The organism is Thermosinus carboxydivorans Nor1, assembly GCF_000169155.1.
In the GTDB taxonomy this organism is placed as follows: Bacteria; Bacillota; Negativicutes; order Sporomusales; family Thermosinaceae; genus Thermosinus; species Thermosinus carboxydivorans.
Genome location: NZ_AAWL01000001.1, coordinates 157730 through 176818 on the forward strand (window position 1 = coordinate 157730; position 19089 = coordinate 176818).

Sequence of the window (19089 nt, forward strand, 5' to 3'; positions counted from 1 at the left end):
CTTGGCGAAACTTTTACTCGCATCGCATGCAGGAAGGACGGCTGCCGGAGAGAAAATATGGTTAATGGCTAGCAATAGCAATCTTGTAAAATGTTGAAGAAACGGAGGCATTTATCAACCATGAGCCATAATTTACACGGTAAGGTGGCCGTTGTTACCGGTGGCGGCGGCGTGCTGGGCAGTGCGTTTGCCAAAGAGCTGGCCCGCGTGGGTGCCAAAGTTGCCATTCTGAATAGAAGCGAAGACAAGGCGAAGAAGGTGGCTGACGACATTGCCGGTAGCGGCGGCATCGCCCTTGCCATTGCCTGTGACGTATTGGACAAAGCGGCGGTAGAACGGGCGGCCGAAACGGTTAAAAATACGCTTGGCCCTTGCGATATTCTCATCAACGCCGCCGGGGGCAACCATCCGGCAGCCATAACGGCGCAAGAAGTTTTCAGCCAGGCTGAACTAGGGCAAAACGTTGTCGGCACACCTACGTTTTTTGACATGCAGGTAGAAGGTTTTGAAGCGGTTTTTCGGCTCAACTTCATGGGGACCTTTATTCCTAGTCAGGTTTTCTTGAGCCAGATGGCCGGCCGGCCCGGGGCGACCGTGATAAATATTTCCTCCATGAGCGCGTTTGCGCCCTTGACCAAGGTGCCGGCCTACAGCGCCGCCAAGGCGGCGGTCAGCAACTTTACCCAGTGGCTGGCGGTGCATTTTGCCGAGGCCGGCGTAAGAGTCAATGCTTTGGCGCCTGGCTTTTTCCTTACCGAACAAAACCGGATGCTGCTGACCAATCCGGATGGTTCCTATACCGCGCGGGCGGAGAAGATTATCGCCCATACGCCGATGCGCCGGTTTGGCCAGCCGGAGGACTTATTGGGCACGCTGCTGTGGCTGGCCGATGAAAAAGCGTCCGGCTTTGTTACCGGTATTGTCGTGCCGGTGGACGGTGGGTTTATGGCCTACGCCGGAGTGTAAAAGCGGGGAAGGTTCTTGCCGCGAATGCAAGGTGAGAACCTTCCTTAATTTTTTCGTGAAGGGGCCAGGCTTGACTTATTGGAAAATTGACTTATTTGACACAGAAGAACGGATGAAAACAATATTTTTCCAATAACCGTTCCGTGACACACAGGTTATTTATCCCGGAGCTAAAGCATAGGCAGGGTAAAAATAGTCTCGCAGAGAAGGAAAATATTAACTATGAGCGAATATTAATAAAAGAAAACGATTTCTGAAAATGCCTTACCGAACGCATTCTGACCCAAGGCGCTGCGTCGGAGCGTACTTGGTGGCTGACTTTGTGCGGATTGCCGGGTGGTAAGGCAATCTTTTCAGGAGAAGGAGAGGAGAAGATGAAGGCCAAATCCATCATCGCGCTGCTTGTGGCCGCTGTTATGGCGGTAACCCTTGCCGGCTGTGGCGGCGCGCAGAAAACGGACGCACCCAAATTCCCCACCAAACAAATAGAAATTATTGTTCCGTATGCGGCCGGCGGCGGCACCGACCAGGTCGCGCGCGCTTTGGCCAACAGCGCCAAGGATATCCCTGGCCAGCCAGTGGTCGTCGTCAATAAAGTCGGCGGCGGCGGCGCCGTAGGCATGAGCGAAGGCGAAAAGGCTAAACCCGACGGCTACACCGTCACCATGATTACCGTTGAGCTCGTTACCTTGCCGCACCTTGGTCTGGCGCCCATCAACTATCAGAACTTTGAACCCATTCTCCGCGTTAACATGGACCCCGCGGCCGTTACGGTGCGGGCCGACGCTCCCTGGAAGACACTCAAGGAATTCCTCGACTATGCCAAAGCCAACCCCGGCAAAGTACGGGTCGGCAACTCCGGTCCCGGCGCTATTTGGCATTTAGCGGCTGCGTCGCTCGAGCAAAAGACCGGCGTTCAGTTCACCCATGTTCCCTTTAACGGTGCTGCTCCGGCCGTTACCGCCCTGCTTGGCGGCAATGTCGAGGCCGTAACCGTCAGTCCGGCCGAAGTATCCGCCCAAGTGGCCGCCGGTCAAGTGCGCGTCCTGGGCGTCATGAGCGACAAGCGGGCCAAAGCGGTTCCTGACGTTCCCACCTTGAAAGAGCAGGGCATCGATCTTGTCATCGGCACTTGGCGCGGCCTGGCCGTGCCGAAAGGCACTCCCGCTCCGGTCGTGAAGACGCTGCATGACGCTTTCAAGAAGGCCATGGACAGCAAGGCCTTTACCGACTACATGGATAAGGCCGGCCTCGGCATCGGCTATCTGTCCAGTGAGGACTACAAAGCCAGCCTGAAAGTGGAAAACGACAACTTCAAGGCTCTCATCGAAAAACTGGGCCTAAACAAAAAGCAATAATGTGCATGCTGGGCCAAGCGGCGGCGCTTGGCCCAGACCTTATTTTACGAAATTATTTCCATATTTTGGAGTGAGATAATGCGAACAGGAACTTATGTTGCGGCGCTATTCTTGATCCTCCTGTCAGCGCTTGTTTGGCACTGGTCAGCGGCTTTTCCGGCCAATATTATTCCCAATGTACCGTCGCCCGCCTTTTTCCCCCGTGCCGTCGCTCTGGTACTTGCCGTGCTGGCAATTTTAATTATTGTTGCCGCGCGGCGGGACAGCGACGAGCCGCTATTTAACCTGGCCGAGCCGGGGTTTAAGCGGGTACTGGCGGCGCTTGTCATTACGACCGCCTATTGCCTGCTCCTAAATATAGCGGGTTTTCTGCTACTGACGCCCATTTGCCTGGTGGCGCTCATGCTGCTGATGGAACCGGGAAAAATCGTGACGAAAATTTTGGCGGCTGCGGCAGCAACTGCTATTATTTATCTTTCCTTCCAGGTGCTCCTGGATGTGCCGCTGCCTGAGCTTGCCTGGTAGGAGGACTGTATGGGAGACTTAATTCTAGGGTTTACCACTGTTCTGCAGCCGTCCATGCTTCTTATCATCGCCGCCGGGGTGCTGGGCGGGATCATCATCGGCGCGCTGCCCGGCCTGACGGCTACCATGGGCGTAGCGCTGCTGGTTCCGCTCACTTTTGGTATGAACGCCGTGGCCGGACTAGTGTTGCTTGTCGGCATTTACTGCGGCGCCATTTACGGCGGCTCCATTTCCGCCATTCTCCTCCGTACGCCGGGGACACCGGCGGCGGCCGCTACCGTCATCGAAGGCTACATGCTGGCCCAAAAAGGTCAAGCCGGCAAGGCGCTCGGCATGTCGACCATCGCTTCCTTCTGCGGCGGTATGTTTAGTGCCCTGGCCCTTACGTTCATCGCCCCTCAGCTTGCCAAGGTAGCCTTGTCTTTTGGCCCGCCCGAATACTTTGCGCTAGCGCTTTTTGGTCTCAGTATTATCTCCAGTATTTCGGGCGACCAGGTGCTCAAGGGTTTGGCGGCCGGTTTCTTCGGCCTGCTGCTGGCCACCATCGGCATGGACCCCATTACCGGCTACCCGCGCTTTACCTTTGATAATGCTAATCTCCTGAGCGGCATTTCCTTTATTCCGGTGCTTATCGGCCTTTTCGCGGTGGCCGAGGCGCTGGCTACCACCGAGGCAATGATCAAGAATCTTAACATCGACGTAAAAATTGCCGGCAATTTGCCCACCCTGGCCGAACTGAAGCAGTGCGCCAAAACCATTCTCAAAGGCTCGGCCATCGGCACCTTCATCGGCATTATCCCCGGGGCCGGCGCCGACATCGCCGCCTTCGTTTCCTACGGCGAGTGCAAGCGTAGCTCGAGAGACAGCGACAAGTTCGGCACCGGGGTACTGGAAGGAGTGGCGGCGCCGGAATCGGCGAACAACGGCGTGACCGGTGGCGCGCTGGTGCCGCTCTTGACTTTAGGCGTGCCGGGTGACGCCGTGGCGGCCGTGATGCTCGGGGCGCTCATGCTGCAGGGGCTTAAGCCCGGTCCGATGCTGTTTAAAGATAACGCCGATGTGGTCTATTCGCTCTTTGCGGGACTTATGCTGGCCAATGTTTTTATGCTGCTGTTCGGCCTGTTCGGCATTAAATACATCGCCAAAGTGGTAACTGTGCCCAAGCCCATTCTGACACCAATTATCTTCATTCTCTGCGTTGTCGGTTCCTATGCCATCAATAACAGCCTGTTTGACGTGCTGGTCATGATGGTTTTTGGCGTTATCGGCTACCTCATGCAGAAACTTAAGTTTCCTATCTCGCCCATCGTCCTGGCCCTTATCCTCGGGCCCATGGCCGAAGGCGAATTTCGCCGGAGCCTGGTTATGTCCCAGGGCGATCCGAGCATTTTCTTCACCCGCCCCATCTGCCTGGTCTTTTTCGCTTTAGCTGCCATCTCGATCGTCGGTTCCTATGTGGCCCAGCGCCGCAAGGAAAAGACGGCGGCTATAGCGCAGTAGGGAGTTGATGTGATGTTATGTACATTGCAACGATCGACACGGGGACGACTAATACCAGAGTAAAGGTGTGGCATGAAGGCGTTGTTTGCGGACAGGCGGCCGCAGCCGTAGGAGTGCGTGACACCGTCCGCACCGGCAGCCGCGCCCGATTGCAGCAGGGCGTGCACGCCTGCCTGGAAACGGCGTTAGCGGAGGCCGGTATTTCCTGGAAAAAGGTGGGGCTGGTGTTGGCGTCAGGCATGATAACCTCCAATGTAGGCCTGTGCGAAGTGCCCCATGTGCCAGCGCCGGCCGGAGTGTTTGAGGTGGCACGCGGGATGGTGGCGGCCGTAATTCCGGAAGTGCTGGACGGCCCTATCTGGTTCGTACCGGGCGTAAAAAATGCTGTGGCCGAAGTGAGTTTGGAAACCTGCGAAGGTATGGACATGATGCGCGGCGAGGAAGTGGAGACCTTCGGCATCATGACCCAAATGGGCCTAAACGGGCCGGCGCTTGTCGCTCTGCCGGGCTCACATTCCAAGTATATCTGCATTGATGAAACCGGCCGCATTACCGGCTGTCTAACGACCCTGGCCGGCGAGCTGCTGGACGTTATTACCCATCATACCTTGCTGGCGGACGCGCTGGGCGGCGCGTTCGCCGACGCAATAAACCCGGACATGCTGCGCCAGGGGGCGGCGTACGCCCGTGACGTGGGGCTGAGCCGGCTGTGTTTTACGACCCGCATCCTCCATCTGTTTACTGGCTGCAGCCGCAATGACAAAGCCAACTTCCTGTTGGGCGCGGTGTTGGCTGCCGACCTTATGGCCCTGCGGGGCAGTCAGGCCCTCAAGTTTAACCCAGAAATACCGGTGTGGGTGGCGGGGAAATCAGAGCTCCGCCAAGCGCTGATTTTGCTCTTTGACGATGATCCGCACTTTCGGGGCCGGGTGCGCGAGGTGGACGACGCCGTGCTGCAAAACGCCGCCGGCGCCGGGGCTATCGCCGTCGCCCGCGCCCGGGGATTAGTGTAAGGGAAAGTATAGAGGTTTACCATAAAAAGCGCTGGTGCCAGGTAGCTCCAGCGCTTTTTGTGTGCGCCCGGCATGGGCGCTGGGCTGTTATCCCGCCAGTGGATGCGGACGATTGCAGCAAAATAAAAGATTGCATCCAGTCAACAAATAACTGATAATCTAAGTAAAAGCGGCAGATTTATCATGTTTAGGCCGGTTGACGAAGGCGAACAACGAACGGGGCGAAGAAGTGCCTCCTTTATATGCTTAAATGGTGCCTAAACTTGTTCTGCCGGTTAAAAACACGAAAACGGGAGGCGAAAAGAATGGCAGGCAATTCTAAACCAGCAATTGTAAAATCGGCGTCGCGCACGCTTGATATTATCGAATTTATCGTGAATAGTTCCAAGCCGCCAACGTTTACGACCATCCAGGAATTCCTGGACATACCGAAAAGTTCCCTATCTTATCTGCTGCAGGAATTGACCAATCGCGACTATATCCACTTCGATCCGGATACGCGGGTTTATTACCCAGGCGCGAAATTAATCAAGATTAGCGCCTCGTGCATCAATAACACCAATTTGTCCCGGGAAATCTGGCTGGGGATTAAGCGCTTGAGCGATGAACTGGGGGAAACTACCCAGGCCGGCCTGTTAGAGGGGCGGTTTGTCGTCTACATTGCCAAATGCCAGGGTAGAAAGGACATTAGCGTAACCACGGTAGGTTTCAAAATTCCCGCCCATGCCACGGCCCTCGGGAAAATGATGTTATCTTCATTAAGCGAAGACGAATTAAAAGCACGTTTTAATAATGTTGAACTTGAGCGCTATACGGAAAATACCATTGTTTCTTACGAAAAACTGTTATCTGAATTAAAACAAATTGCCAAGCAGGGGTACGCGATTGACAACCAGGAAATTATTCCGGGCGGTATCTGCGTGGCCGCTCCCATCCTTGACAAGTCCAATAAAGTTGTGGCCGCGATGAGTGTGACGGTACCCGCCATTCGCGTTACCGACGAATTTTTGCAGGAGCTGATTGATAAGGTGCGGGCGGCGGCCCTCAATGTGTCGCTGCGGCTGGGGAAAATATAGTGGTTTGAAAAAAAGAAAAAAATTAAAAATTATTAAAAATTAAGCAGGAAAAAAACGATTGATGTAGAAACACGTAATTGGAAATGAATGGAGTTTTTCTTTTATTCATATATATGAATTAAGTTCTTATATATGAATGAAATAGGCTGCCTTTTCCTGCAGGCTGGTCAGGACGGCAGCGGCACTTGCGAGCACATTTAATTGCTCTAATTTATGAACTTAGTTCATATATATGTAATAATGGCGGCCGCCGTGCTCAACGACCGCCAAGGGCAAACTCGGCTCCCGAAAAAAAAAGAGCAAAGGAGGTATCGCCATGGGAAAAATGCGGGCCATCGTCATGAAGGCCAAAGATAATGTCGCTACGGCCGTCGAGGAAATTGCTCCGGGTACGAAAGTAGACTTGGTGATTGATGGGCAGAAAATAGTGGTGCTGGTAACGGAAAAGATACCCTTCGGTCACAAGTTTGCCATCAGGGATATTACCCGAGATGAAAAAGTAATCAAGTATGGCGAACCAATCGGTGTTGCCACTCAGGCAATAAAGATGGGGCAGCATACCCACGTCCACAATATGGCTGGCTGTCGCGGCCGCGGCGATTTAACGGGCTGACCTTTCGCCAATGCCGAAACGTAATCTAATAATGGGGTGATCAAATGAATTTTATGGGTTTTCTTCGTCCCGACGGCGCGGTAGGTATTCGCAATCATGTTCTGATTATGCCTACCGTGGTATGTGCCAACCAAGTAGCAAGGGCTATTTCCCTAAGTGTCAAAGGAACGACTTGGTTTGAGCACCAGCACGGCTGTTCCCAGCTCGCACCGGACGCGGCGCAGACGGCACGGGCCCTGATCGGGCACGGGGTTCATCCCAATGTTTACGGCGTCGTGGTCGTCGGTCTGGGCTGCGAGGTTGTGCGGGCCCAGGATGTGGCGGCGGAAATAAAAAAACAATGTCCCTATAAGCCTGTGCACCTGGTAATCATTCAGGAAGAGGGTGGATCATTTAAGGCCATCCAGGCCGGGGCGGCAGCCGCGCATAACATGGTTTTGGCTGCATCTAGTCTTAAGCGCCAGCCAATTCCTGTCCGGGAACTCATTCTCGGCACGGAATGCGGCGGTTCGGATGCTTGCTCAGGCCTGTCAGCCAATCCGGCCTTGGGTGTTGCCAGCGATATGCTGGTGGATGCCGGCGGCACGTCGATTTTGGCGGAAACGCCGGAACTCATCGGGGCGGAGCACATCATTGCCGCGCGGGCGGTCAACGAAGATGTCGCCCGCCGTTGTTACGAGACGATCAGGGCTTACGAAGACTCAGCCAAGGCCATGGGCGTTGACATGCGGGGCGGCAACCCGACGCCCGGCAATATCGAGGGCGGCCTTTCCTCCATTGAAGAAAAGTCGTTGGGGTGTGTCTATAAGGCAGGCACGCGGCCGCTGCAAGACGTAATCGGTTGGGCCGAAAAAATTACGAAAAAAGGGCTTATCTTTATGAATACGCCGGGCAATGACATCGAGCAGCTGACGGGAATGGTCGCCGGTGGCTGCCACCTCTGCGTATTTACGACCGGCCGCGGCACGCCGACCGGCTCACCGATCGCTCCGACCATAAAGGTCGCCACCAACACCCCGATGTACGAACGGATGAAAGACAATATGGATATTAATGCCGGGACGGTTATAACCGGCGAAGAAACGGTGGAACAAGTCGGCCGGCGCATATTCGCCGAAATGCTTGAGGTCGCGTCTGGGAAGCTGACCAAGGCGGAAATTCTGGGTCACAATGATTTCGGCATTTGGCGCATCGGCCCGACAATGTGAAGGAGGAGCAGTATGGCGCTACTGAAAGAACGACTCAAAACCGGCGAGCGGCTGTTTGGACCGTTCGTAAACCTCTGCCACCCGGCTGTGCTGGAGATTGCCGGTAATGCGGGGTTCGATTTTGCCATCATTGACACCGAACATGGCGAAATCTCGTCCGATCGGGCGGTGGATATGGTGCGGGCGGCGAAACTGGCCGGGGTCAGCCCGGTGATCAGGGTTTACGGTAACCAGCCCGAGCTTATTGCCAAAGCGCTGGATATCGGGGCGGAAGGCGTGCAGGTGCCACAGGTGAGTACCAAAGCCGAAGCAATGGCCGCCGTTAGAGCCGCCAAATTCGCCCCGGAGGGAGCGCGGGGCTGCAACCGGTATGTGCGGGCGGCCCGCTATTCGGCAGCTGACAAGTTTAGTTATTTCACCAACGCCAACCAGGAGACCGCAGTTATTATCCAGGTGGAAGGCAAGGAAGGGATTGCGAACCTGCCGGATATCCTTACCGTGCCGGGGATCGACGTCTTATTTATCGGGCCGTATGACCTTTCCGCTTCGCTCGGTATTCCCGGGCAGGTGGACCATCCGCAGCTGGTGGCCGAAATGCAAAAAAACATGGAACTGGCGCGCCAGGCCGGGGTGGCAATCGGCTTTTTCGTCGACGATGTGGCCAGCGCGGTCAAGTGGAAGAACTGGGGCGTGCAATATATTTCCTTTGCGGCTGACGTCGGCTTGCTCTATGAGGTGTTTCGAGAAAAAGTCATGGCTTTTAAAAACGGTTAGGCGCTGTTAAAGCCGGAAAAGTTACCGGAACTTAGGGCTTCCCTAAGGAGGAATGGTTGTGGGGATTATTCAGGAATTATTAAAAAATGTGCCGTTGCCGCGGTTAGTCAAGGTGTATCAAAAATTTTCCGCCGCGCAAGTGGTCGATTTGCCGCAAACCTTGCGGCAAGAATTGGCCAAGCCGGGGGTGGGCGACCGCATCAGGCCCGGCATGCGAATTGCCGTAGCCGTTGGCAGCAGAGGAATAGCCGAGATCCAGACCATTACGCGGGTAACGGTTGAAGAAATCAAGCGCAGGGGCGGCGAGCCCTTCATTGTGCCGGCCATGGGCAGCCACGGCGGGGCGACGGCCGAAGGTCAGCGGCAGGTTCTGGCTAATCTCGGCATCACGGAAGACAGCATCGGTTGTCCGATTGTATCAGCGATGGATGTGGTAGAAGTAGGGCGGTTGGCCAATGGCCTGCCGGTACTGATCGACAAGAACGCTTATGAGGCCGACGGGATCGTCGTAATTAACCGGATCAAGCCGCATACCGCCTTCCATGGGCCGTGCGAGAGCGGTCTGGTGAAGATGATCACGATTGGGCTCGGTAAGCAAAAAGGGGCGGACGCCTGCCATGCCTATGGCTTTAAGCATATGGCCGAACATGTGGTGGAAATGGCCAAAATCAAGCTGGCGCGCACCCGCATCCTGTTCGGGGTGGCCACCGTTGAAAACGCCTACGACTGTGTGGCCAAGATCGCGGCCGTGCCGGCGGAAGAAATTATCGCGACCGACCAGCAACTGCTAAAAGAAGCAAAGGCGCACATGCCGCGGATTATGTTTGATCCGATCGATGTCTTGATTGTCGATCGGATCGGCAAGGAAATTTCCGGTGACGGCATGGATCCCAACATTACCGGCCGCTATCCTACGCCTTACGCTAGCGGCGGGCCGGTGATCAACAAGCTGGTAGTGCTCGATCTGACGGAAAAAACCCATGGCAACGCCAACGGTATTGGCGCCGCCGATTTTACCACCCGTAAGCTGGTGGATAAAATCGACTGGGAGTATACCTATGCCAATGCTTTAACTTCCACGATCTGCGAGCCCATACGCATCCCCATGGTGCTGGCTTCAGACAAAGAGGCAATCCTCGCCGCAATCAAAACAAGCTATGCCCGTGATCTCGCCGCGGTCCGGCTGGTAAGGATCAAGGACACGCTTCACCTGGGTGAGATTTATATATCTGAAGCGCTACTGGCCGAGGCGCGGGCCAATCCGAACGTCGAGATTGGCAGTGAGCCAATGGCGATGCAGTTCGATGCGCAGGGAAATTTGCTGGACTAAACAGGAGGGGATTTTATGCGACAAAAGTGTCAAGACGCCAGAAAGCTGTGGGCGCAGGTGGACGCGTTAAGACTAGGGATGAATTGGTCGGAAGAGGATACCGAAAAGCCGCATATTTTAGTGGATGATGTCTTTGGCGAAAGCCACCCCGGCAGTTTTCACCTCGACGTGCTCAGTGAAGAGGCGGCGATCGGTATTTACGAGAACGGCGGGAAACCGGCCCGGCATCATGTCACTGATATTTGTGATGGCTGGGGCCAGGGCCATGACGGCATGAACTACATATTGGCGTCGCGCGAGGTAATCGCCGACATGGTGGAACTGCACGCCTCGGTAATACCCTGGGACGGGATGGTCCTTATCTCCAGCTGCGATAAGTCGATACCGGCGCATCTGATGGCCGCCGCCCGAGTAGATATTCCCACTATTCATATTCCCGGCGGCTCGATGCGCAGCGGCCCGGGGATAACCACTTCCGGCCTGGCCGGGCCGATATCGGCCAAAGCCAAAAAGGGCCAAATAGCAGACGCTGAGGTCCGCAACTACAAACTCACAGGCTGCCCATCGTGCGGCGCCTGTCAGTTCATGGGAACGGCCAGCACCATGCAGTGCATGGCGGAAGCGCTGGGTATGACCCTGCCGGGAAACGCTTTGCTGCCGGCGACGTTTACCGAAATTCGCCGCATTGCACGACTAGCGGGCCGCCAGGTTGTCCGGCTGGCTGAGCAGGGAATCACCGCGGCCAAGATACTGACCAAGGACGCTTTTGTCAACGCCATTAAAGTGCATGCGGCCATCGGCGGCAGTACCAACGCCCTGATTCATCTGCCCGCCATCGCCCATGAGTTGGGGATAACCATTGAGTCTGAAATGTTTGACCAGGCGAGCCGGGAAATACCTTATTTGGCCAACGTGCAGCCCAGCGGCCAGTATGTGACCGAGCTGTTTTGGTTCGCCGGGGGTATTCCGTTGGTACAGTGGTATATCAAGGATTACCTTAACCTGGATGTCATGACCGTAACCGGCAAGACGCTCGGCGAAAACCTGGAGCAACTCTGGCAGGACGGCTTCTTTGACCGGTGTCACCAGCACCTAAAAACGTTTGGCCTTTCCCCTGACGATGTTATCAGGCCGGTAAGCAAAGCCAAACAGTACGGTTCGATCGCGATTTTGAAGGGCAATATCGCTCCCGACGGTTCGGTGATCAAATATTCGGCCGTTGTTCCGTCGATGCACCGCCACACCGGGCCGGCGGCCGTGTTTGACAGCGAGGAAGCGGCGCAGCAGGCGATCATTGCCGGAAAAATCAAGCCCGGTGACGTCGTCGTCATCCGCTATGAAGGCCCTCGCGGCTCGGGCGCGCCGGAGATGTTTATGACCACCGATGCCATCGTGTTTGATGAAACTTTGAACGGCACTGTCGCCTTGGTAACCGACGGCCGCTTCTCCGGGGCGACGCGGGGGCCGTGCGTTGGCCATGTTTCCCCGGAGGCCGCGGAGGGTGGCCCGTTGGCGCTGGTGGAAGATAATGATCTTATCGAAATCGATATCCCGGGGCGACAGCTCAACATCGTCGGCGTCGCCGGGGAACGAAAGTCGCCGGCGGAAATAGCCGCAATCCTGGCCGCCCGTAAGGCTGCCTGGCAACCTCCCGCGCGTCCGTCCCGGAAAGGGATCTTTAAGCAATTTACGGAAAAGGCCGCATCCTTGATGGCCGGCGCCTACACGAAGTGATTTATGGCAACATACTTTGCGTATTATGGAGCGCATAAATTAAGGGAAGTGCGGAGGAAAGCAAGATGAGGAAATATAATCGGGTCGGGTCAAACCATATCGCAGAGTTAAAGGCCATCGTCGGCGAAAAAAACGTCATTACCGATCCCGATAAACTTATAACCTACAGCCAAGACGAGGTAACCGACGCCCGCTACCACCATATGCCGGAAGTGGTGGTCTTTCCCGAAACCAGGGACCAGGTGGCGGAAATTATCCGCCTGGCCAACCGGGAGCTCATTCCCGTTACCCCGCGGGGCGCCGGTACCGGCCTGGCGGCCGGCGCGGCGCCGATGTACGGCGGAATCGTCTTGTCCCTGGAAAAGATGAATAAAATTATTGAAGTCAATGCCGAGCACATGTACATGGTGGTTGAGCCTGGCGTCAGGACAAAAGATGTCCAGCAAGCCGCCGCCGCGGTCGGCCTCTTATATGCCGGCGATCCGTCCAGCGGCGATAACTGCTTCATCGGCGGCAATATCGCGACCAATGCCGGGGGCAACAAAGCCGTGAAATACGGCACCACCCGCAACCAAGTCTATGCGGTCGAAATCGTGACGCCCACCGGGGAAATAACCGAATTAGGCGGGCTGCTGAACAAAAGCACTTCCGGCTATTGTCTGGAACAGCTGATTATGGGTTCGGAAGGAACACTGGGGGTTATCACCAAGGCAACGCTGAAATTAATTCCGCTGCCCCCCTGCAAAATGGATTTTCTCGCTATCTTTCCGGATACCGAAACGGCGATTGATACGGTGTTCAAGCTTCTGAAGGCCGGTATCGACCCGACCTCGCTGGAGTACATGGACAACGAAGCCGTCAATGTCTGCGCCCGCTATCTCAAAGTGGGCCTGCCGCATCAGGAGGATGGTAACTATCTCATTATTACCGTCGAAACAAGCACCGAGGAGGAACTGGAAGATAAGGCCGCCCGCATCGACGAAATCTGTACCGCGGGCGGAGCAATTGCCACGCTTGTTCCCGACTCCAAGACCATCTGGGCTGCGCGCCGGGCCTTTGGCGAGGCGAACCGCGAAGAAAGCTACATTCATAGCCCGGAAGACATCGTGGTGCCAGTTAAACATCTGGCGTACGCCATGCGCGAAATAACCAGGATCTGTAAAGAACATGATGCAATAGGGCGGGTGGTCGCTCACGCCGGCGACGGCAATCTTCACCTGACGATCATGCAGGGTGATATTCCGGCTGAAGAGTGGCCGACCAAAATTGACGAAATCCTCCAAGACCTGTTTGCTTTCGTGTACAGCATCGGTGGGAAAATGTCGGGCGAACACGGCATTGGGTCCAAACGGGTAAAATGGATGCATCGGTTCACCGACCCGGTCCAGCTAAAAATGATGCAGGCCATCAAAAAAGCGCTGGATCCCAATCTCATTTTAAATCCAGGAACGGTGTTTGAAGTAGATTAGGCACAGCAGACACAAAAGATAATACTTCACCGCAAACTTTGCGATGGGAGGCAAGAAGATGAACAAAAAATTCATGCTGGGCAACGAAGCGATAGCGCGGGCGGCCGTAGAGGCGGGGGTCAAGGTGGTGGCCGGCTACCCGGGAACGCCGGCAACGGAGATTGTTGAGCATTGCGCTGAGTTCCCGCACGTTTACGCCGAGTGGTCGGCGAACGAAAAACACGCCTTTGAGGTGGCCGGCGGCGCTTGTCTTACCAACCAACGGGCAATGGCCGTGATGAAACACAACGGCACCAACGCGGCGGCTGATTATCTTATGCACATAAATTTTACCGGCGTCAGGGCCGGGTTGGTGCTGGTTTCATCTGACGACCCGGGCGGTTTGTCGTCCCAGTGTGAGGAGGACACCCGCATCCTGATTCATAACTACGCCCACTTGCCGGTATTTGACCCGTCCAGCGTCCAAGAAGCCTACGACATGACCAAAGCCGCGTTCGAACTGTCGGAAAAGACCGAGCTGGTTTTTGCCCTGCGGCCGGTCATGCGGATCAATCACGCCGGCGGCATGGTCGAGTATACCGATGTTATCCCTGAAGGCCGCAAGAGCGAGTTTATCATCGACCGCAAGCGGTTTGTCATGTCCGCAGTGGTAGAGAAGGAGTCGGGCGGCGAGCTCAGGCCCAAGATGCGGCACCGTTGGCTAAATAGCAAACAGGCCGAACTTAAGGCGCTCATGGAAGAATTGCCGTTTAACCGGGTAGAAGAGGCCGACGGCGACGTGGGTTTCATCGGTTGCGGCATTGGCTACGCCTTTTTGAAAGAGGCCGAACAAATTTACGGGCAAAAGTTGCCGATCCTAAAACTCTCGACCTTACCGCTACCGGAAAGGAAAGTTCTCAGTTTTGTCAAGGGACGCAAACGGGTTGTCGTGTTTGAAGAAATCGAGCCGGTGGTTGAAAGGCTCATTAAACAGCTTTGCTTTGAAAACAGGGTAATGGTCGAGGTGCTCGGGCGCGAGACTTATTTGCCGAAAGAAGGCGAACTAACTACTAGCGTCGTCCTTGCCGCCATTGAAAGCGCCATGGCCGGCAAGCCTTATCCGGCGCCGGCGCAGGGCAAATATATCCCAGCCCGGACCCGCACCCAGTGCTCGGGCTGCAGTCACCGCGGGTTGCTTATTGCCCTGAAAGAGGTAGTACGACAAAACGGCGGCATCGTTACCGGCGATATCGGCTGCCATGACGCCGGCACCTTTGAGCCCATGAACCTTCAGGCCACCATTTACTGCATGGGGTCGTCCATCCCGATGGCTTACGGCATAAAGGCCGCCGGGTTTGCCAAACCGGTATACGCCTTGATCGGCGACTCGACTTTCTTCCACAATGGCCTGACCGGCTTGGCCAGTGCCATTTACAACCGGGCCGACATCACCGTTGTTATTGCCTATAACTCGACGACCGCCATGACTGGTTTCCAGCCTCATCCCGGCAGTCCCACCAACATCCATGACCGGATCAGCCCCATGGACCCGGGGGTAGTAGCCGCAGCGATGGGCGCCAAGGTCTTCCGGTGCAATCCTTATAACGTGGACGAGACGATAAAAGTCATTACCGAAGCTACGGCGGAGAAGGGCGTCAAAGTTGTTGTCGCTGAGGCGCTGTGCTACCTCAAGTTCGGGCGGGAAGGGCAAATATCCTTTACGCCCAGGCAGGTAAAAGTCGATACCGACATCTGCAACGGCTGCAGCCTCTGCGTACGGACGTTCGGCTGCCCGGCCATCACCATCGTTGACGGAAAAGCGGTTATCGAAGCGAGCGCCTGCAACGGCTGCGGCGTATGTACTTATGTGTGCAAGAGGGGGGCACTGAAATGAAATTTGATTTAGTCATCGCCGGAGTTGGCGGCCAGGGCAATATTCTCGCTTCCCAAGTCATTGCCCAGTGTGCCATGGACGCCGGTTACAATGTCGTAAACACCGAGACCAAAGGCGCCGCCCAGCGCGGCGGGTCGGTTCTCTCCCATGTGCGTTTTGCCGATCGCGAAATCTTTTCGCCGGTCGTGCCCCTGGGCCAGGCCGATGTGCTGCTGGGCTTCGAGCCGCTGGAAGCGCTGCGCTATATCAATCTTCTCAACAAAAACGGCAAATACATCATCAATACGGCGGCGGTACCGACCATTCTGGCTAACATGAAGGTGGATGTTTATCCTTCGATCGACGAAATACTGGCCGAAGTGGCTGCCAAAGGCCTTGACGGGTATCTGCTCAATGCCACGCAGGCGGCCAAGGACCTGGGCAATGTTCTTTTGACCAATGTCGTCATGCTCGGCGCCTTTACCGCCATTTCCGACGTGCTACCGGCCGAGGCCGTCCTTAATAAGCTTCTGTCAAAGGTGGATCCGAAATATCACGAAGCGGATATCGCGGCCTTCAACCGCGGCCGTGATATCATCCAAGCCATGCAGCAAGAACAGAAAATTTGACCGATGTTATTCAGGGGGAGGAGAAACCATATGCGCTTTGAATTGACTGAAGAACAAAAAATGATTCAGAAAATGGTGCGCGAGTTTGCCGAACAGCAAGTCGCGCCCGGAGCGGCCGAGCGGGACGAGAAGGAAGAGTTTTCGCGGGCGCTGTATGACGCCATGGGCGAACTCGGCCTGACCGGCATCTGTTTCCCTGAACAGTACGGCGGCGCCGGCGGCGACTACCTAAGCTATATTCTGGCAGTCGAAGAACTGTCCCGCGCCGACGACAGCGTCGGGGTAACCCTTGCCACATCTGTTTCCCTCTGCCAGTGGCCCATCTTTGCCTACGGTACGGAAGAACAGAAACAGAAATATCTCGTTCCCCTGATAAAAGGCAAAAAATTGGGCGCGTTTGGTTTGACCGAGCCTAATGCCGGCACCGATGCCGCCAGCCAGCAAACAACGGCAGTTTTGGACGGCGACCATTATGTGCTGAACGGCAGTAAAATCTTCATCACTAACGGCGGCGAAGCAGAAATTTATGTTGTCTTCGCCATGACCGACAAAACCAAGGGCGTCAAAGGGATCAGCGCCTTTATCCTGGAAAAGGGCATGCCTGGCTTTACCTTTGGCAAAAAAGAGCACAAGATGGGCATCCGCGCTTCCCAGACCATGGAACTTATCTTCCAGGACGTCAAGGTACCCAAGGAAAATCTGCTCGGCAAGGAAGGGGAAGGGTTCAAAATCGCTATGAGCACCCTTGACGGCGGCCGGATCGGTATTGCCGCCCAAGCCCTCGGCATTGCCCAGGCCGCTCTCGACCATGCCGTTAAGTATGCCAAGGAACGGGTGCAGTTCGGCAAACCGATTGCCAGCAACCAGGCGATCGCCTTTATGTTAGCCGATATGGCTACCGAGATCGACGCGGCCAGGCTGCTGACTTACCGCGCCGCCTATGCCAAAGATCAGGGACGGCCGTTCTCCAAGGAAGCATCGATGGCCAAGATGTACGCTTCAGATGTGGCCATGCGGGTTACCACTGATGCCGTACAGATCTTCGGCGGCTATGGTTATACCCGGGAGTATCCGGTCGAACGGTTGATGCGCAACGCCAAGATAACCCAGATCTACGAAGGCACTAATCAAGTGCAGCGGATGGTGATCTCCAGCGCGCTGTTGCGGTAGTGGCAGGGTAAGGCGGGGGGAGCAGCGGCCGGTTGCCGGCAAAGGTACGGCCGCCTTCCAACCGCAAAATTCATAATATTTAGAATAGGCCGGCGAATAAGCCGGGCTGGCCTTTTAATAAGCAGGGGGGGATTTCGTAGGACAAGAGGTGCTTAGAGTAGACCCGGCCTGAGGAAGGGAGGATGAGAGGTTTGGCCTCTTCACAGAAAAGTACCCGGTTGTGAGCAGACATAACCTAAAACAGCAAACCCCAAAAATCAAGGAGCGTGTTAGAGTATGGAACCTGTTTTAAATCAGGAGCTCGCTAATCGAGCAATGGATAAAGCCCAAAGAAAAATTGTACCATTTATCCTGCTCATGTATGTGCTTGCATTTTTGGATCGTGCAAATATTGGTTTTGCTAAAAATGCTCTGCAACTCGATACGGGTTTAAGTGATGCAGCTTTTGCCATGGGAGCCGGTATTTTTTTCTTGGGCTACGCTATTTTTGAGGTGCCTAGCAACATCATCATGCACCACGTTGGGGCAAGACGCTGGCTAGCCCGAATAATGTTTACCTGGGGGATTGTGGCTGCCGGTTTTGCGTGGGCGAAAACAGAAACCATCTTTTTGAGTCTGCGCGTTTTGTTAGGAATAGCCGAAGCAGGTTTTTTCCCTGGTATCATCTATTACCTTACCTTCTGGTTCACTGAGCGCCGGCGCAGCTCAATCATGGGCCTGTTTTATTTCGGTGCACCTTTGTGCTTTATTTTTGGCTCGCCTCTTTCCGGTTTGCTTATGGATATGGATGGAGTACTCGGCATACACGGTTGGCAATGGATGTTCGTAGTCGAAGGCTTGTTGGCGTCGATTGTTGGTGTATGGGCATTCTGGTACCTAACAGACAAACCGCAAGATGCCGCTTGGATTCCGGAAGATGAAAAACAGGCTCTGCTTGCCGAATTGGCTGCCGAAAATGCCGTCAAGACCGAAGCGCACGTTGGTCCGCTGAAAGTTCTCGGTAACCCAAAAGTGCTGTTTCTTTGCGCTATTTATTTCATGATTCAGGTCAGTGTATATGGCGTCACATTCTATCTACCCACCCAGGTCGCCGGGCTACTCGGGAGGAAGGTTGGTTTTCTGGTCGGGGTAGTCAGTGCCATCCCCTGGGTATGCGCTTTGCTTGCCAACGCCACCATTCCCTCATACTCCGACCGGTCCGGTAAACGTGGTATTCTTGCTGCCTTCCTGATGATCTGCGCCGGCTTTGGGGTTATGATTTCGGCTGTAAATATGCCTCTTTTGGCAATTGTTGGTCTTTGTGTGGCATCGGCGGGGTACTTTTCCGCTCAGCCCATCTTCTGGACGATGCCTTCTCGTTTCCTCACAGGCGTGGGAGCTGCCAGCGCCATTGCCCTCATCAATTCCGTGGGCAATCTGGGTGGCTTTATTGCTCCGAACTTACGCGTATGGGCAGAACAAACTTTCCATAATCCTTCTGCCGGGCTTTATGCGCTAGGCACCGCATCTTTCATTGGAGCGATACTTTTCTTGATTTCAATTCCGCTGGGTATGGGGAAGAATATTAAAGGATTTTCTGCTATTTCTCAAGGACAGCAAGTATCTCATTTTAATTCGTGAACACATTGCAAAAACCTCATTAAAATATATAAAATTTGGCTGACCCAATATTGCTTGCAATAAATTTTATTGTCTAAATTTGCGATGGAAGAAAAACAGTCGCCTGAGTTTTTGTCAAAAAAATATGATATTCTTATGTCCGCTTAAATTGCTATCTTGAATTTTATTCATGTAGCAACGAGAGCGGATTTTTAATTTAAAACTTACCAAATCTTTGTTTAGCAGCTATGAGCAGTCAATTGTTCGATTTTG

At 54.7% G+C, this 19089-nt stretch carries 16 protein-coding genes; all 16 read left to right on the plus strand.

All coding sequences use genetic code 11. The features are described 5' to 3' along the window. Nucleotides 1-120 precede the first annotated feature (120 nt). The 16 genes from TCARDRAFT_RS00680 (at nucleotide 121) to TCARDRAFT_RS00755 (ending at nucleotide 18837) form a co-directional block, all read left to right on the plus strand. The gene (locus tag TCARDRAFT_RS00680; protein ID WP_007288079.1) at nucleotides 121-966 is read left to right on the plus strand and encodes an SDR family oxidoreductase; all 846 of its coding nucleotides are present in this window, start codon (nucleotides 121-123) and stop codon (nucleotides 964-966) included. Between the two features lie 374 nt (nucleotides 967-1340). After that, nucleotides 1341-2324: a Bug family tripartite tricarboxylate transporter substrate binding protein gene (locus TCARDRAFT_RS00685; protein ID WP_007288080.1), complete on the plus strand. Its 984-nt coding sequence runs from the start codon at nucleotides 1341-1343 to the stop codon at nucleotides 2322-2324. A gap of 78 nt (nucleotides 2325-2402) precedes the next feature. Further along, nucleotides 2403-2849: a tripartite tricarboxylate transporter TctB family protein gene (locus tag TCARDRAFT_RS00690; protein ID WP_007288081.1), complete on the plus strand. Its 447-nt coding sequence runs from the start codon at nucleotides 2403-2405 to the stop codon at nucleotides 2847-2849. 9 nt (nucleotides 2850-2858) lie between these two features. Then, on the plus strand, nucleotides 2859-4349 hold the full coding sequence (locus TCARDRAFT_RS00695; protein ID WP_007288082.1) for a tripartite tricarboxylate transporter permease: 1491 nt from the start codon (nucleotides 2859-2861) through the stop codon (nucleotides 4347-4349). Between the two features lie 17 nt (nucleotides 4350-4366). Beyond that, the gene (locus tag TCARDRAFT_RS00700; protein WP_007288083.1) at nucleotides 4367-5362 is read left to right on the plus strand and encodes a 2-dehydro-3-deoxygalactonokinase; all 996 of its coding nucleotides are present in this window, start codon (nucleotides 4367-4369) and stop codon (nucleotides 5360-5362) included. A 305-nt stretch (nucleotides 5363-5667) separates the two neighbouring features. Next, nucleotides 5668-6438, plus strand: coding sequence for an IclR family transcriptional regulator (locus TCARDRAFT_RS00705; protein ID WP_007288084.1), 771 nt, complete (start codon nucleotides 5668-5670; stop codon nucleotides 6436-6438). Between the two features lie 316 nt (nucleotides 6439-6754). After that, on the plus strand, nucleotides 6755-7051 hold the full coding sequence (locus TCARDRAFT_RS00710; RefSeq protein ID WP_007288085.1) for a UxaA family hydrolase: 297 nt from the start codon (nucleotides 6755-6757) through the stop codon (nucleotides 7049-7051). Between the two features lie 44 nt (nucleotides 7052-7095). Then, nucleotides 7096-8259 (plus strand): UxaA family hydrolase, encoded by a 1164-nt coding sequence (locus TCARDRAFT_RS00715; protein WP_007288086.1) that lies wholly within the window; start codon nucleotides 7096-7098, stop codon nucleotides 8257-8259. Nucleotides 8260-8271: 12 nt separating this feature from the next. Beyond that, nucleotides 8272-9033: an HpcH/HpaI aldolase family protein gene (locus TCARDRAFT_RS00720; RefSeq protein ID WP_007288087.1), complete on the plus strand. Its 762-nt coding sequence runs from the start codon at nucleotides 8272-8274 to the stop codon at nucleotides 9031-9033. 58 nt (nucleotides 9034-9091) lie between these two features. Further along, nucleotides 9092-10363, plus strand: coding sequence for a nickel pincer cofactor-dependent isomerase, group 22 (locus TCARDRAFT_RS00725; protein ID WP_007288088.1), 1272 nt, complete (start codon nucleotides 9092-9094; stop codon nucleotides 10361-10363). Between the two features lie 15 nt (nucleotides 10364-10378). After that, nucleotides 10379-12097 (plus strand): dihydroxy-acid dehydratase, encoded by a 1719-nt coding sequence (ilvD, locus tag TCARDRAFT_RS00730; RefSeq protein ID WP_007288089.1) that lies wholly within the window; start codon nucleotides 10379-10381, stop codon nucleotides 12095-12097. Between the two features lie 65 nt (nucleotides 12098-12162). Continuing rightward, nucleotides 12163-13566 (plus strand): FAD-binding oxidoreductase, encoded by a 1404-nt coding sequence (locus tag TCARDRAFT_RS00735; RefSeq protein WP_007288090.1) that lies wholly within the window; start codon nucleotides 12163-12165, stop codon nucleotides 13564-13566. A gap of 58 nt (nucleotides 13567-13624) precedes the next feature. Further along, complete coding sequence (locus TCARDRAFT_RS00740) at nucleotides 13625-15439, plus strand: thiamine pyrophosphate-dependent enzyme (protein WP_007288091.1); 1815 nt, start codon at nucleotides 13625-13627, stop codon at nucleotides 15437-15439. Next, nucleotides 15436-16047, plus strand: a complete 612-nt coding sequence (locus tag TCARDRAFT_RS00745; protein WP_007288092.1) for an indolepyruvate oxidoreductase subunit beta — start codon at nucleotides 15436-15438, stop codon at nucleotides 16045-16047. Before TCARDRAFT_RS00740 ends, TCARDRAFT_RS00745 begins: the two co-directional genes overlap by 4 nt. Nucleotides 16048-16077: 30 nt before the next feature. Next, a complete protein-coding gene (locus TCARDRAFT_RS00750; protein WP_007288093.1) occupies nucleotides 16078-17217 on the plus strand; it encodes an acyl-CoA dehydrogenase in 1140 nt (379 codons plus the stop codon). Nucleotides 17218-17493: 276 nt separating this feature from the next. Next, nucleotides 17494-18837 (plus strand): MFS transporter, encoded by a 1344-nt coding sequence (locus tag TCARDRAFT_RS00755; protein ID WP_007288094.1) that lies wholly within the window; start codon nucleotides 17494-17496, stop codon nucleotides 18835-18837. Nucleotides 18838-19089: the final 252 nt, after the last annotated feature.

Coding starts and splice junctions, on each gene's coding strand:
- TCARDRAFT_RS00680 (WP_007288079.1), top strand. CDS start 121: ATGAGCCATAATTTACACGGTAAGGTGGCCGTTGTTACCGGTGGCGGC.
- TCARDRAFT_RS00685 (WP_007288080.1), top strand. CDS start 1,341: ATGAAGGCCAAATCCATCATCGCGCTGCTTGTGGCCGCTGTTATGGCG.
- TCARDRAFT_RS00690 (WP_007288081.1), top strand. CDS start 2,403: ATGCGAACAGGAACTTATGTTGCGGCGCTATTCTTGATCCTCCTGTCA.
- TCARDRAFT_RS00695 (WP_007288082.1), top strand. CDS start 2,859: ATGGGAGACTTAATTCTAGGGTTTACCACTGTTCTGCAGCCGTCCATG.
- TCARDRAFT_RS00700 (WP_007288083.1), top strand. CDS start 4,367: ATGTACATTGCAACGATCGACACGGGGACGACTAATACCAGAGTAAAG.
- TCARDRAFT_RS00705 (WP_007288084.1), top strand. CDS start 5,668: ATGGCAGGCAATTCTAAACCAGCAATTGTAAAATCGGCGTCGCGCACG.
- TCARDRAFT_RS00710 (WP_007288085.1), top strand. CDS start 6,755: ATGGGAAAAATGCGGGCCATCGTCATGAAGGCCAAAGATAATGTCGCT.
- TCARDRAFT_RS00715 (WP_007288086.1), top strand. CDS start 7,096: ATGAATTTTATGGGTTTTCTTCGTCCCGACGGCGCGGTAGGTATTCGC.
- TCARDRAFT_RS00720 (WP_007288087.1), top strand. CDS start 8,272: ATGGCGCTACTGAAAGAACGACTCAAAACCGGCGAGCGGCTGTTTGGA.
- ilvD (WP_007288089.1), top strand. CDS start 10,379: ATGCGACAAAAGTGTCAAGACGCCAGAAAGCTGTGGGCGCAGGTGGAC.
- TCARDRAFT_RS00735 (WP_007288090.1), top strand. CDS start 12,163: ATGAGGAAATATAATCGGGTCGGGTCAAACCATATCGCAGAGTTAAAG.
- TCARDRAFT_RS00740 (WP_007288091.1), top strand. CDS start 13,625: ATGAACAAAAAATTCATGCTGGGCAACGAAGCGATAGCGCGGGCGGCC.
- TCARDRAFT_RS00745 (WP_007288092.1), top strand. CDS start 15,436: ATGAAATTTGATTTAGTCATCGCCGGAGTTGGCGGCCAGGGCAATATT.
- TCARDRAFT_RS00750 (WP_007288093.1), top strand. CDS start 16,078: ATGCGCTTTGAATTGACTGAAGAACAAAAAATGATTCAGAAAATGGTG.
- TCARDRAFT_RS00755 (WP_007288094.1), top strand. CDS start 17,494: ATGGAACCTGTTTTAAATCAGGAGCTCGCTAATCGAGCAATGGATAAA.